Source organism: Vibrio sp. EA2 (assembly GCF_033042495.1).
Lineage (GTDB): Bacteria > Pseudomonadota > Gammaproteobacteria > Enterobacterales > Vibrionaceae > Vibrio.
This window is the reverse complement of record NZ_JAWLID010000001.1, coordinates 604,805-617,678: the sequence shown is the minus strand read 5'-3', so window position 1 is coordinate 617,678 and position 12,874 is coordinate 604,805. Positions and strand designations below refer to the sequence as shown.

The window sequence follows — 12,874 nt, the reverse complement described above, 5'->3', positions numbered from 1 at the left end:
AACCTCCTCAATAACTTAGATAAGTATACTGATTTTGTGACCTATTGACACCTATGACACACCATAAAATGTAACGTATTGACACTAAGATATCTGTATATGCGGATTAACACATTGGAAACTAAGCAAGTTCATGACCACATCTTCCACAAACCGTAAGTCTACCAACTTTCTTCGGCTTTCCTATGTTCATACATTTTCTGCAAATCAAGGCTCCACCCAATGATTTGGTAGAAGAGGGCATTTGGGACAGATGTTTACTTCTATGAGCCTTCTCTTTGTAATGATTTGGAGTTTGAAAGTGAGAGTATGATCGTGCAAGTTTATCAAGTCGTTTCTGTTCTTCTCGTTCTTGTCTCAGTGCTTCTTGTTTTGCTCTCTCTCTTTCTTCTTGTTCGAGTTGTTGCCTGCGCTTTTCGTCGTTTATATTGTTGATGACTTCTGCTCTTAGAGCATCAGTATCAACAAAATATGTTTTCTTATTTAACTCATCAAAGTTGAGCATTGAGAAGTCAACGAGTTCATGAACCCACTTATGAGCAATGTTTAAGTCTTCGGTCATAAATGGTTGACGGTAATAGCATTTTAAAACAAGTTTTCCGTTCAAATCTGATTCATGCTTTGCTTCGTTATCCAATACAAAAACATTGGCTTTGTTGGCATAAGCGATATCAAGAGTCGTAAACTTCTCAGCGTCAAAATCAAGGAATACCCACGTAATATAGGCATCATTTTCCTTGTAAAACTGCTCACGACTAATAATGACATCGAGAAAGGTTGTTGATACTTGAAGCTCAAAAACAACCTCACGCGAGTCTTTGAGCAACGTTGCTGAGATATCAGGTCTGCGCCAGCGTTTGGCTATGCCAGTTGGATGTTTTTCTCTGAACGTCTTTTCAACATGAACAGTATTGTGAAACATACTATCCGCTCTAAGGTATTGGGCTAAGGTTTCTTTACCTTCCCGATGAAGCCGACCTTCCTTTTGACCGTTGTACTTCATGGCGAGGATCTCCTCGGCTGTAAGGTTTGTTGTGGTCTTAATGGGGCAATCTTCAGAGTCTTTTACATGAGCAAAGTATTTAGTTCTTTGCGGTGTGCCTTTCAACAGTACAGGTTGAAAACAGACATTACACAGGACAACAGGGGAGGTTTTTCGATTTTTAGCAATCTCTGTTCGTAACTCAAACAGTATCTTTTCGTCAGTAGTATCTAAAAACTCATTAGCATCAATAACTTTACTTTCTTCTGTCATAAAAACAGATGTCATATTTCTCATTTGCTTGAACCTACAAACCTTTCTTAGATGTATTATGCACAAACTTGATACTGTTTAAATACACACGTATCACGTTTGTGTTGACTTGACGCTCATAACCAATGCAAAAGAGAAGTTAAGTAGACATTTGTTTCGTTAGAAAATGGGGAAGTGTACTGACCAGTATTAGTGAAGTTCTTGAGTGTATTCAGAATGATAGGGCTTAATAATTGTTCATTTTCAATGTGTAATATTTGCTCGTTTAAAATGGTTGTGTAATACTATGTAAATCATTCATGGTGAACATGCCTAGCGATACATCACCAACTTCATCACTACCACACCCAGCAAGTAGGGTAACTAAGCTTAAAGCAAGTATGCGTTTTTTCATTATTTGAGCCTTTATGAGAAAAGTTTGTCGATTTAATCTATCAGACGTTAGCAAGTAAAACAAAATTTGGCGTTACCTCAGGACTTTAGCTAGGTTTGTTATAGGCTTCATGCTAAGGTACGGCCTCAAAACGAAGCTACGCGATACCTCTTTCAAGTGTAGAGTGACGCCACACGGGTTTGTTGTGTCGATGCAAGACGCGATTTGCTCTCGTTTTTGACTTGCTACTACTTTGTAGCCTGTGATTGTTAAGGTATGTAAATGAATGAAATACAGTTAGCCAGCATTGAGCGCAAGAACGCGTGGCTGCATGATCTGGTCGAAGTCGAGTTTCCTACACCCGAAAGTTTGAAAGGGCGAGACATCTACTTTCAAACGCTAAAACAGCAACAATACCAAACCGTTGATAAAGACGCGTTGCTGACCAGCGAGGCAGAGTGCAAAACTGACGATATCTTCCTCGTAGATTTCCATCGATTGACCATCATGTTTTCAATCCTTCAATCGCAGCGCTGGGATAAGCAATATGATCAAGAGATGATCGTTGAATACCTGACCCAAATCATTTTGACGCCTGATTTTGAACTGTATGTCGGCTTTGAAGACGGCAAGCCGGTTGGTGCGGCGATTGTGAGTCAATTTGAAGGTAACACGCTCATTTCAGACGTCGCGGTTTCTGACTCAATAGCGAAAAGCCAATTCGAATCTGATCTTGCTAAAAGATTAGATAGCGAAGAAAAGCTAAGTGAGACGATCATTCTCGAGTGTTAATTCCTTCAATACCACTTCTATAACGCAGCAATCGACACTTCGCTGATAGGCCAATCGCTCTTTACAACCAAGCGTATCAGGGGGGCAAATTATGCGAGATTCTGCGTCTGCGACTTCTTAGCCTTTCTTCTCGATGTGTAGATAGATTGCTGCCCTTATACGAGCATCTTATTGAAAAATTCACATTTCTAATGGTAATTATCTGTAAATCGGTGATCTTGATTTAAAAACAGATAATTGTTCGAACTCAATTTTGCTAAATGCCGTGTTCATCGTTTAATCAAACCTAAACTCAAATATTATTGCTCTACATAATAAAAAGTTCAGCGATAGCGTTTAAGGCGTTTGGGGAAAGATAATGGCGATTAACAAAGTTAAATGCGTGATTTTTGATTGTGATGGAACACTGGTTGATAGCGAGCGTTTATGTTGTCAGGCCTTAGTCCATGTATTCAACCAGCATGGTGCTGAGTTAACAATGGATGAATGTGTGTCTCACTTCAGAGGAGGCAAACTCGTCGATATTCTTCTGGATGCTAAAGCATTAATGAACGTTAATGTTCCGATTGATGTACTCGAGCCTGAGTATCGTCAAGAACTTCAAAAGCTTTTCGTGCGCCATTTACAGCCGATGGATGGTGCTAAACGGCTGCTCAACTTTTTTGATTCTCATAATATTGAATATTGTGTCGCATCCAATGGCCCGAAAGACAAGATAGAATATGCACTAGAGCTAACGGGGCTAATGGATTCTTTTAAAGGCAAGGTGTTTTCCGCGTTTGAGGCTAATAGTTGGAAGCCCGAGCCAGACCTGCTCGTGTATTGTGCAATGAATATGGGGTTCTTGCCCGATGATTGTCTTTACATCGATGATACACCTAAAGGCGTGGAGGCTGGAATAAATGCCGGAATTAAAACCGTTCATCTATTCAATGGTGAAGACATAAACCGTGTTGACGATGAACGCGTGATCAAAATCCAGCATTTGGATGAACTTAAAGAGCAGCTGTTGGGCTGCTCTGTATAGCGTAAAAGTCAACACTCCCGAAACATTTAGTGGCACACCTGGCTTAAGCTATGGATGTGTTTGATTCTAGTTTGTAAGTAGGGAGTTTGATGTAAACATTGAATTGAAGAGAAGTTTTTGGTGTGAAAACCACAAGCCGCACAAGTGAATTTCTCCCCGTCTGAAGATATTAAATATTCATCACATTGGCATAGGGGACAGTTAAGGTTTTCATTATCTTTTGTTTCTTTGTAATTATTCATATTATTTTCCAGCAGCAAATGGCATCGGCAAGTTCAAGCATAGCGGAACACAATCTGGTTGAACATTCTTTCGTCAGGTACAAAGATAACTTTCGATTCACTTCAAATATTTCAATTAAGTCTACTGTTTGTAAAGAACGGGTTAATAGAATTTAAACAAAATAAAGCGGCTCAAATTCACTGGGCTCAATTTACGAGCCCAGGCAAAGTTACTTGGTTCGATAACGGAGGAGGACTTCTCCCAGCTCTACGGACGCTTTGGTTAAACTTGCGACTCCAATCGTTGATTGTTCGGCCACTTCTCTGATTGTGCTGGATTGCGTACGAATGTCTGTCAGTTCCGAAGCAATATCGTTGGCGACAGCACTTTGCTCTTCAGCGGAAGTCGAGATTTGAATACTCATGTCCATTAAAGAACGTGCAGACTCGGCAATTGAAGAAATATCGTGACCAATTTCATCAATTAATTGGCTACTGGTTTGAGCCTGTTTTACTGTGCGGTCTGTTATAGAAGCAATGTTTTGGCTTTCAGTTTGTAACTTCTCAATCATAGCCTGAATTTCAACGGTAGCTTGCTGAGTTCGGCTTGCAAGCGTACGTACTTCATCCGCGACCACCGCAAAACCACGGCCTTGTTCACCTGCTCGAGCCGCTTCTATCGCAGCGTTTAGAGCGAGTAGGTTGGTTTGCTCCGAAATCGCATTAATGGTGGTTATTACGTCGTTAATTTGTGTTGTGTTGTCATTTAGATGCATAACCGAATTGGCCGCTTGCTCGATGTAGCCAGATAAAGTTTCTATTTCACCAATGACATTTTGAACGCGTCCACGGCTCAGCTCAATTTTATGCGCATCCTGGTCTGATTGTGTGGTCGCTTGTTGCGAGATGCTAGAAACCTCCTTAGCTGAAGCCGTCATCTCTTCCATTGCTGTCGCGACAGAATCGAGAGTTTGATACTGGTGAGCGATTTGGGTTTCGCTTAAGTGCATGTCTTTTTCGAAAGAAGAGGACGTCTCACTTAATGTGTGGGCATTATTTTTAACACTGTTTACCAGTTCAGTCAGAGTGTCCATGGATTGGTCGAGAGCACAGCCAATGGTACCGAATTCATCGCGGCCTGGATGAAACCCTAGTCGAGACGTTAAGTCACCTTCGCCAATTTTTTGCGTGGTGGTGTATAGCACCCAAAGAGCACCGCCAATGAAAGTGGCCACCCAGTAGCAAAATAAAGCGAATGGCAGGATCCAAATCAAGCTAAGCAGCAGCGAGGTTAGGGCATTGGACTTGGCTTGTTGATACTCTGTGCTCAGGTTATCGGTTAGTTTAACCACTTCACCTCGGTCGGTACTCGCATAGACGGCGATGGTTCCGTCTTTAAACAGATTTTGTTGCTGACTATTGGCTTTTGTTATTCCCTCAATCTGATAAATATCAGTTGGTTTAGCGTCAATAATCCCCGACAGCTTTGCCTGTCCTGAAACGATCGATTGATGTTCAAACTGGCTGATTTCGTTGTAGTAACGGTTTCCTGCAACCGAAGTTAGAGCCAGTAGAAACAGTAGGAAGATAACCCATACTTTGTCATTGATAGACATCTTAATAAAGAGCCGGTCTATGGTTCTAAACTCAACTTCTCTCATTTAACACTCCGTTTGAGATGTAAGGTATTTGATCTCTTATATCGTCAGGATTAAAGAAAACATGAGACTCAAATCATTAAAATATGTAACAGGTATGACTAATAAATATATTTATGTGACATTTGTCACTTTTAAAGGGCTAGTGCAACGGTTAGATTCAAACAGAACGTTCTTGTAAAGTTGTATGGCGTCTTTAATCGGTAGTGATGTGCAATCGATTGCTATCGATGTTGTTCGTAGGAATGCAAATCTTTACTTTTCGCTGTCATGAATATGTCATATAAAGATTATAAAAAGGAGTCACTGATACTTGAGCGGAAAGATAAAGTGTCAGTACGAAGAGGCAAGTAAGCTTCAACATAAAACAAAGGAGGTCACAATGAGCGACCAATATCAAAACGATGAAAATCTAGAGTTACTCGATGCGCTTGAAATTGGCATCATTTTGTCAGATTACATCGGCCCAGAAACCGAATCCGAATAGGCTTCACTTATTCTCAACGCTTTACTTAAGCCGTTATACTAAGTTCATGTCAAATCAAACCTAACGGCAAACATGGCGTCTAATGAATTTTCTTGCCCATCTACACATCGCAGATCACTGCAACAGTCATTTATTGGGGAATTTGCTTGGAGACTTCGTAAAAGGAGATCCAAGCAAGCAGTATCAAGCGGATATTTCTAATGGTATCAAGCTCCATCGTTTCGTAGACCGTATAACGGACCATCACCCTGTCGTTGAAGAGTGCAAGCCTCATTTTAAGGGGGTAGCCCGGCGTTTCGCTCCCATTGCTCTGGATATGTTTTGGGACCACTGTTTAGCGAAACATTGGTATATCTTTCATCACAACTCGTTGGATCAGTTTGTGAGCGATGCTTATCAACGGGTCAACAGAAACGTGGGCGATGACCTTCCAGAGCGTTTTTTACTCTTGCATAGCAGAATGTGGAGTGGCGGATGGCTTCAGTCTTATCAGGAATTTGAAAATATCGAATTTGCTCTGCATCGGATGTCACAAAGAAGTCCAAGAATGTCAGACCTTACGACGACCTTTGCCGTTCTAGATCAAGAGTATGAACTCCTGGAAGCAAAGTTTCCGGCTCTTTACAGCGATGTTCTTCAACAAGCACTTGAATTCCATCTGCAATTAATCAATGCATAGAGTGTAAAGGTAGTATGGTCTGGAGTGCTCTGGTAAACTCTGCGCTCCAAAAATTATGAGGTTTATCATGTCCGTTACTTTTGCTGACCTTGGCATTGAACAAAATCTGGTGGAAACCCTGAGCACGTTAAATATCGTGACCCCAACACCGGTGCAAGAAAAGTCGATTCCCCATGTACTGGAAGGGAAAAATCTGCTGGCTGCCGCACAAACGGGGACGGGTAAAACGGCTGCTTTTGGCTTGCCGATTATTCAAAGTGTACAGCAAGCAAAACTTAACGGAACGCCAAAAGCCTTGATTCTGGTGCCTACGCGCGAGTTAGCGCAACAAGTCTTCGAAAGCCTGTCTCAATACGCGTCACAAACGGCATTACATATTGTCTGCGTATACGGTGGTACCAGTATTGGTGTTCAAAAGAGAAAGCTCGAGGATGGCGCGGACATTCTGATTGCGACCCCTGGTCGCTTGTTGGATCATTTGTTTAACGGCAATGTAAACATCTCAAAGACGAGTACGCTTGTGCTCGATGAAGCCGATCGAATGTTAGACATGGGATTTTGGCCGGATCTACAACGAATCTTACGTCGTATGCCGGAAGATAAACAGACCATGCTATTTTCCGCTACTTTTGAAAAGCGGATTAAAACCATTGCTTACAAACTCATGGACTCACCGGTTGAAGTTGAAGTCACCCCGCCAAATACAACCGCAGAAACGGTTAAACAGATGGTCTATCCCGTCGATAAGAAGCGCAAGCGTGAGTTGCTCGCTTACTTAATTGGTTCGAAAAACTGGCAACAAGTGCTCGTGTTTACCAAAACAAAGCAGGGTAGTGATGAACTTGCGAAAGAATTAAAGCTTGATGGTATAAAGGCTGTGTCGATTAATGGCGATAAATCGCAAGGCGCACGTCAACGAGCATTAGATGAATTTAAACAAGGTAAAGTGCGTGCCTTGATTGCGACTGACGTTGCAGCCCGAGGGTTGGATATTCAGGAGCTTGAGCAAGTGGTTAACTTTGACATGCCATTTAAAGCGGAAGACTACGTACACCGGATCGGTCGTACAGGCCGTGCGGGTAACTCTGGACTTGCTGTCTCCCTGATGAGCCGGGATGAAGAGTATTTACTGCATGCGATTGAGAATTTACTGGACCAGCGCTTACCTCAAGAGTGGTTAGCGGGCTTTGAGCCAAGTCTCATTGAAGAAGTAGAACCTGAGCGTAACGGTGGTGGTCGTAAGAGTCGCTCAGCAGAAAAACGCAAACTTAAAGCGAAGTTAGCTATTCACAAGAATCGTGGTAAAAACCGTCGTTAACCTAGGTTTACCTATTTACTTCAGCAACTTGTTTCTAAAGTGAACTAAAGCCAATCAGGCTGTTTTGGCTTGCTCACAAACTTCTAACGTTTGTGGAAGAGCAAGAAAATAACCTTGGTACATATCGAATCCGAGTTTCCTCATTAAATTAAGTTGATGCTCGGTTTCAATTCCTTCAATAACGGTTTTCGCACGCAAATTTTTTGCGAGTAAAACAGCACTCGTCAGTGAAGAAAGCTCACCATTCTCGTAATTAACCAGTAACGAACGATCCATCTTAATAATGTATGGCTGAACAGACTCTACTCGCTTTATTGTCGAAGCGTTAACACCGAAATCGTCTATAGCCAGCTTAAAGCCACATTTGCTGAGTTGTTGTGTTGATTGATAAAAGAAAGACTCATCGCTCGCGTCCAACTCGATTAACTCCAAGACAATTTGTTCTGTTTTTAATTCGCACTGACTGATGGTTTGCTTGAGTAGCTGGCTAAAAGACATGTCCTGCAACATGAGCTCTGCGGCTTTAGGGAGCACATTGAGGAACAGCTTTTTGTGGCGGTAACGAGACTGACCAAAGTTTTTTATATGAATCAAGCGGCTTAAACGCTCTACATTAATTTGGTCTGACACTGAAATGCTTTCTGAGTGGAAGAAATCGTCCGGTCGGATCATTGCGCCATCGCTATCGGTGATTCTGACCAGCGCTTCCAGACCAACAATGGAATGATCTTTTTTATAAATGGGTTGAAATACACTTCTCAGTGTTAATGTTTCATATTCTGCGATGTACTGTCCATCTACCTGTTTAGAAATGCAGCGAGTTAGCTGCGAGATACTCATCATTATTACTATCACAACCTAAATTAATGCTTATCATCGATGCGACTACATCAAATTTTTTTGATTAAAAAGAATCTAAGCTCCTGCTGCCTGATGAGGAAAGATTCTTAATTAGTGTTAACTAAATTTATCGATCTCACTCAAATAAATATATGTTTTAATTGATAAAATACGAATTTCAATTTAAAACTACCATTGCAGTACCGCGTACAGCTGCAGGTATTTGCGAACCAGTTGCTGCTTGTTTGAACGGCGCAATGGGTGACCAAATTTTATATAACATGGGTTGATATCAAACCGCGAATTAAGGGACTGTGTCAGCTGTGACTCACTGGTGTACAGAGTAATACCTTGCTCGGTGTATTCGTTTATCGGGTCTGGCAACTCGCCCATCCACCAATGCAAAAGTTCTCTGCTGGTTTTACTTCTACTTATCCAGTGGTCACAAACAAGAAAAAGCAGATCGTTAGGTTGTAGTGCGTAACCATATTCACTTTGCCATTCGGTGATTGAGGATAGCATCTTTTCTCGACAAGGCTTACCAGCACTGACCATGTGATAACTCAAAACCCAAACGGTGCCAATCTCTGAAGTAATGCGATAATGGTGGGGAAGATCAGGAGCATTAAGTACTTCAAGTGATTTAATGACGCTGCTGTGGCCGAAGTGACGAAGCGTGTGCTCCATCCGCCTTGAGAACGCGAGACCTAAGTGGTGTTCGCTCATTCCTTGGTTGTGAACCGCAGGGTAATGCTTTTCACAGATCTTGAGGCAGTCTTCCTGAAAATCATTAACACTTTGTATGACTAAGTCGAGTAGCAAAGAATACCCCTTAACGGTTATCAAAACGATCAGCAAAAGTTAGCATAGTATTTTTAGCATAGACTAAGTTGAATCGGCAACTTCTTGATCTAAACATCAAAATTGGCAATTCTACGTATCAAACTCTTTGATAATTCCAATAATCGTCGGGTAGATCGGGTTATCGTGAAATCGATAGTTAAACGATAGACACTTAAAAGGATAGCGAATGATTAAATTAGACAGAGCGCAAAAAGAAACACTAGCCACGGCGATTCAAGACTATATGGAAGATGAGTTAAGTATTGAGATTGGTCAGTTTGACTGCGAATTTCTCATTGATTTTATCACTGAAAAGTTAGGAGCGGTGTACTACAACAAAGGGGTTGAAGATGCAAAATCAGTGCTTGAACGACGTATGTTGGAGGTTTCTGACGAGCTATACGAGATAGAACAAGTCGTAAAAATCTAGGATTTACGATTTCTTACATTTAAGTTGTTCAAGAATTTCGAACGGGTTGGTAGAAGAGGTGTTATTGGCTAGATGTAAATATTGGTAAATAATCTGTTTCATATACAGTGAATCAGTTAATGTGTTGTTTCTTATTCAATATCAACACAGATAAACTCTTGGAAATTGAGATGGATACATCCGTAAAAAACTACAACTTTCTTTCCCGCGTCTTACACTGGTTATCCGCCATCTGTATCGTTGTCTTATTTGCGGTCGGTTTATGGATGGTTGATTTAGGTTACTACAGTGAATGGTATCGTACAGCGCCTCATTACCACCGTTCTATAGGTATCTTGCTTGCGATCGTGACCTTACTCAGGATCGTTTGGAAGCACATGAGTGCATCCCCAAAGCCTGAAGGTAAGCCTTATGAAATCGTGGCTGCTAAGCTTGCGCACAGCGTTATGTATTTATTACTTATCACTATTTTTGCTTCAGGCTATCTCATTTCAACCTCAGATGGTCGTGGCATCGAAGTATTTGACTGGTTTACCGTACCTGGCGCAGGGGAGCTATTCCCACAACAGTCAGATATCGCGGGAGAAATTCACTTTTACGCAGCATGGGCGGTGATTCTCATTGCTGGTTTACATGCCTTAGCTGCACTCAAACACCATTTTATCGATAAAGACAACACATTAAGAAAAATGTTAGGAGCTTCAAAATGAAAAAGTCACTCTTTGCTACAGGACTAGCGATCGCTATGGCACTTCCGTTTGGTGCGCAAGCTGCAGATTATGTTATCGATACAAAAGGAGCGCATGCTTCTGTTAACTTTAAAGTCAGCCACCTTGGTTACAGCTTCATCAAAGGTCGTTTTAATACATTTTCTGGTGACTTTTCTTTTGATGAAAACAACATTGCTGACTCTAAAGTGAACGTTGTTGTTGATACAACAAGCTTAGATTCAAACCATGCAGAGCGTGATAAGCACATCCGTAGTGGCGACTTCATCGATGCAGGTAAATTTGGTCAAGCGACTTTTACTAGTACAAAAGTAACGGATAAAGGTGATGGTAAACTAGACGTGACAGGTGACCTGACACTGCACGGTGTAACTAAACCTATCACTATTGAAGCTGAATTCGTTGGTGCAGGTAGCGACCCATGGGGTGGTGAGCGTGCTGGTTTCGTTGGTACGACTCGTCTAGAGCTAGCAGATTTTGATATCCCTGTCATGGGTTCATCAAGCTACGTTGATATGGAACTTCATATCGAAGGTGTTAAGAAGTAATTGACTTCTAGACTCACATAAAATGAAAGCGCTCTTCAAACGACGAGCGCTTTTTTTGTGCCAACTAACTGAGTTAGTGTTTTATTGTTATGCGGTTTCTAATTTATCTTGTTCTACTAAATTTAAGCGTTCACCGTAGACTGGACGTAATGCATTCAGTATTTCATTACGTGTCACTACGCCGACCAAAAGACCATTCTCTAATACCGGAAGTACTTGTGGTTTACTTACGTTCATACTCTTGGCACGCTCTTCAAGTGAAAGTGATGTTAAACGTGTAGCGATGCCCATACTGCTTGTTGGGAAGAGTTTTTCTTTATCAATACACATGAACTCCACCACGTCGACTAGTCGGTCGCCAGCATCAATAGCAACGATGTCGCGGCTCATTAAATCAACCACTTTCTGGCCTTTCACCGGAATATAATCCTCACACCAAAGATCCACCATGACATCGTGTGCTGAAATGAAACCAACTAAGCGGTTATGTACGTCAACGACAGGAGCACTTGTTAATTGATTATCCAGTAAGGTATCAATTGCACTTACAACAGGAGTTTCTGCGCTGATCGTCACAGGGGCAGGGTTCATTACGTCCTTAACAAAAGAGCTGTTTTTCATGTTGGATTCCTTAACTGACATGAGTGGTGTGGTTTTAGTGATAGTTTCAATGTTGGCGGCTTTTAGTTCAGGTCGGCGGAAAATACACCAGTTTGATAAGCCAACTAATACGGCGCCGCCGACAATATTTCCGAGAGTAACTGGGATTAAGTTTGCTGTGACAAAATGAAATACATTGAGATCAGCGTACTGAGATGCAGGGACACCGATAGAGACCCAAAATGACTCTGGAGCAAAATTTGCGATGACAATGCCAAGTGGAACCATGAACATATTGGCAACACAGTGTTCAAAGCCACTACTGACAAACATTGCGACAGGTAAAATGGTCATTACTGCTTTTGTCATTGCATTCGCAGAGCTAAAAGTCAGCCAGATTGCAAGACAGACCAAAAGGTTACACAGAATACCGAGTGCAAATGCCTGAATTAACGTGTGATGAAGTTTGTGCTGTGCAATGTTCAGTGCATTCAAACCCCACTGTCCACCATCCATCTGGTATAAGCCCGCAGCAGTAACCAGTGCCAGCAAAAACATTGCTCCTATAAAGTTACCTACATAGACCTTGCCCCAGATAGAGAGCATTTTTGCAAAAGTTATCTGCTTGTTTGCCCAGGAAATGCTTGAAAGCACAGAACTGGTAAACAGTTCACCACCACAGATAACAATAAGAATCAGACCCATACTGAAAGCTAATCCGCCTGCAAGACGACTCAGTCCCCAACCAGCACCTGCACTGCCTGTTGTTACCGTGATATAGAACAAGAAAGCCAAACCGATAAATGCACCAGCCATAGCGGCAAGACTGAGCGTCATCGAGCTCGTCTTTTGTGCTTTACTCAGTGCAAACTTCTCTGCTTCAACCATCATTTCTTTCGGAGAAAAATACTGGTGATTGCCAGAGTTGATCACCGCCATACTGACTCCTTAGTTGTTGATGCCATAAAAACTCCTTGATTTATAAACTCAAAACTATTGTTGTTGTATTTAGAACTGCGGTATTCCTGAACCGCACAATCAGGCTAATAGGAATTTTCCGACATAGAAAATTGAT

The 12,874-nt window shown here is 41.7% G+C and carries 12 protein-coding genes and 1 pseudogene; 7 read left to right on the top strand and 6 right to left on the bottom strand.

The annotated features are described in order from the left end of the window. Positions 1 to 121: 121 nt before the first annotated feature. Positions 122 to 1,279 (bottom strand): DUF6035 family protein, encoded by a 1,158-nt coding sequence (locus RXX31_RS02800; RefSeq protein ID WP_213968407.1) that lies wholly within the window; start codon positions 1,277 to 1,279, stop codon positions 122 to 124. A gap of 265 nt (positions 1,280 to 1,544) precedes the next feature. Continuing rightward, positions 1,545 to 1,649: pseudogene (locus tag RXX31_RS02795) on the bottom strand (lipoprotein); the annotation flags it as partial. Between the two features lie 261 nt (positions 1,650 to 1,910). Here RXX31_RS02795 and RXX31_RS02790 point away from each other — a divergent pair. Together RXX31_RS02790 and RXX31_RS02785 are read left to right on the top strand one after the other, a co-directional pair. Continuing rightward, positions 1,911 to 2,420, top strand: coding sequence for a flavodoxin (locus RXX31_RS02790; RefSeq protein WP_317587590.1), 510 nt, complete (start codon positions 1,911 to 1,913; stop codon positions 2,418 to 2,420). A 358-nt stretch (positions 2,421 to 2,778) separates the two neighbouring features. Next, positions 2,779 to 3,447 carry an HAD-IA family hydrolase gene (locus tag RXX31_RS02785; protein WP_317587588.1) on the top strand — a complete coding sequence of 223 codons (669 nt, stop codon included), beginning with the start codon at positions 2,779 to 2,781 and terminating at the stop codon, positions 3,445 to 3,447. 451 nt (positions 3,448 to 3,898) lie between these two features. Here RXX31_RS02785 and RXX31_RS02780 read toward each other — a convergent pair whose 3' ends face one another. Then, positions 3,899 to 5,329: a methyl-accepting chemotaxis protein gene (locus tag RXX31_RS02780; RefSeq protein ID WP_317587586.1), complete on the bottom strand. Its 1,431-nt coding sequence runs from the start codon at positions 5,327 to 5,329 to the stop codon at positions 3,899 to 3,901. A gap of 566 nt (positions 5,330 to 5,895) precedes the next feature. On the opposite strand from RXX31_RS02780, the gene RXX31_RS02775 reads away from it, so the two are divergent. Next, a complete protein-coding gene (locus RXX31_RS02775; RefSeq protein ID WP_317587584.1) occupies positions 5,896 to 6,492 on the top strand; it encodes an ACP phosphodiesterase in 597 nt (198 codons plus the stop codon). Between the two features lie 67 nt (positions 6,493 to 6,559). Then, positions 6,560 to 7,810, top strand: a complete 1,251-nt coding sequence (locus tag RXX31_RS02770) for a DEAD/DEAH box helicase (RefSeq protein WP_317587582.1) — start codon at positions 6,560 to 6,562, stop codon at positions 7,808 to 7,810. 54 nt (positions 7,811 to 7,864) lie between these two features. Here RXX31_RS02770 and RXX31_RS02765 read toward each other — a convergent pair whose 3' ends face one another. Together RXX31_RS02765 and RXX31_RS02760 are read right to left on the bottom strand one after the other, a co-directional pair. Further along, positions 7,865 to 8,653 carry an EAL domain-containing protein gene (locus RXX31_RS02765; RefSeq protein WP_317587580.1) on the bottom strand — a complete coding sequence of 263 codons (789 nt, stop codon included), beginning with the start codon at positions 8,651 to 8,653 and terminating at the stop codon, positions 7,865 to 7,867. 186 nt (positions 8,654 to 8,839) lie between these two features. Then, positions 8,840 to 9,472, bottom strand: a complete 633-nt coding sequence (locus RXX31_RS02760) for a hypothetical protein (RefSeq protein ID WP_317587578.1) — start codon at positions 9,470 to 9,472, stop codon at positions 8,840 to 8,842. A 208-nt stretch (positions 9,473 to 9,680) separates the two neighbouring features. Here RXX31_RS02760 and RXX31_RS02755 point away from each other — a divergent pair, with 208 nt between their 5' ends. The 3 genes from RXX31_RS02755 to RXX31_RS02745 all read left to right on the top strand — a co-directional run bounded on the left by RXX31_RS02755 (position 9,681) and on the right by RXX31_RS02745 (position 11,199). After that, positions 9,681 to 9,923 carry a DUF2164 domain-containing protein gene (locus RXX31_RS02755; protein WP_317587577.1) on the top strand — a complete coding sequence of 81 codons (243 nt, stop codon included), beginning with the start codon at positions 9,681 to 9,683 and terminating at the stop codon, positions 9,921 to 9,923. A 170-nt stretch (positions 9,924 to 10,093) separates the two neighbouring features. After that, positions 10,094 to 10,633, top strand: a complete 540-nt coding sequence (locus RXX31_RS02750) for a cytochrome b (protein ID WP_317587575.1) — start codon at positions 10,094 to 10,096, stop codon at positions 10,631 to 10,633. Continuing rightward, the gene (locus RXX31_RS02745) at positions 10,630 to 11,199 is read left to right on the top strand and encodes a YceI family protein (RefSeq protein ID WP_317587573.1); all 570 of its coding nucleotides are present in this window, start codon (positions 10,630 to 10,632) and stop codon (positions 11,197 to 11,199) included. Before RXX31_RS02750 ends, RXX31_RS02745 begins: the two co-directional genes overlap by 4 nt. Before the next feature lie 87 nt (positions 11,200 to 11,286). Here the strand turns inward: RXX31_RS02745 and focA are convergent, their stop codons facing one another. Beyond that, positions 11,287 to 12,738 (bottom strand): formate transporter FocA, encoded by a 1,452-nt coding sequence (gene focA, locus RXX31_RS02740; RefSeq protein WP_317587571.1) that lies wholly within the window; start codon positions 12,736 to 12,738, stop codon positions 11,287 to 11,289. Between the last annotated feature and the right edge of the window lie 136 nt (positions 12,739 to 12,874).

Bases quoted from the DNA above. Each gene is read 5' to 3' on its own strand.
- RXX31_RS02750 (WP_317587575.1), top strand. From the start codon at position 10,094: ATGGATACATCCGTAAAAAACTACAACTTTCTTTCCCGCGTCTTACAC.
- RXX31_RS02765 (WP_317587580.1), bottom strand. From the start codon at position 8,653: ATGATGAGTATCTCGCAGCTAACTCGCTGCATTTCTAAACAGGTAGAT.
- RXX31_RS02745 (WP_317587573.1), top strand. From the start codon at position 10,630: ATGAAAAAGTCACTCTTTGCTACAGGACTAGCGATCGCTATGGCACTT.
- focA (WP_317587571.1), bottom strand. From the start codon at position 12,738: ATGGCGGTGATCAACTCTGGCAATCACCAGTATTTTTCTCCGAAAGAA.
- RXX31_RS02780 (WP_317587586.1), bottom strand. From the start codon at position 5,329: ATGAGAGAAGTTGAGTTTAGAACCATAGACCGGCTCTTTATTAAGATG.
- RXX31_RS02755 (WP_317587577.1), top strand. From the start codon at position 9,681: ATGATTAAATTAGACAGAGCGCAAAAAGAAACACTAGCCACGGCGATT.
- RXX31_RS02770 (WP_317587582.1), top strand. From the start codon at position 6,560: ATGTCCGTTACTTTTGCTGACCTTGGCATTGAACAAAATCTGGTGGAA.
- RXX31_RS02790 (WP_317587590.1), top strand. From the start codon at position 1,911: ATGAATGAAATACAGTTAGCCAGCATTGAGCGCAAGAACGCGTGGCTG.
- RXX31_RS02775 (WP_317587584.1), top strand. From the start codon at position 5,896: ATGAATTTTCTTGCCCATCTACACATCGCAGATCACTGCAACAGTCAT.
- RXX31_RS02785 (WP_317587588.1), top strand. From the start codon at position 2,779: ATGGCGATTAACAAAGTTAAATGCGTGATTTTTGATTGTGATGGAACA.
- RXX31_RS02800 (WP_213968407.1), bottom strand. From the start codon at position 1,279: ATGAGAAATATGACATCTGTTTTTATGACAGAAGAAAGTAAAGTTATT.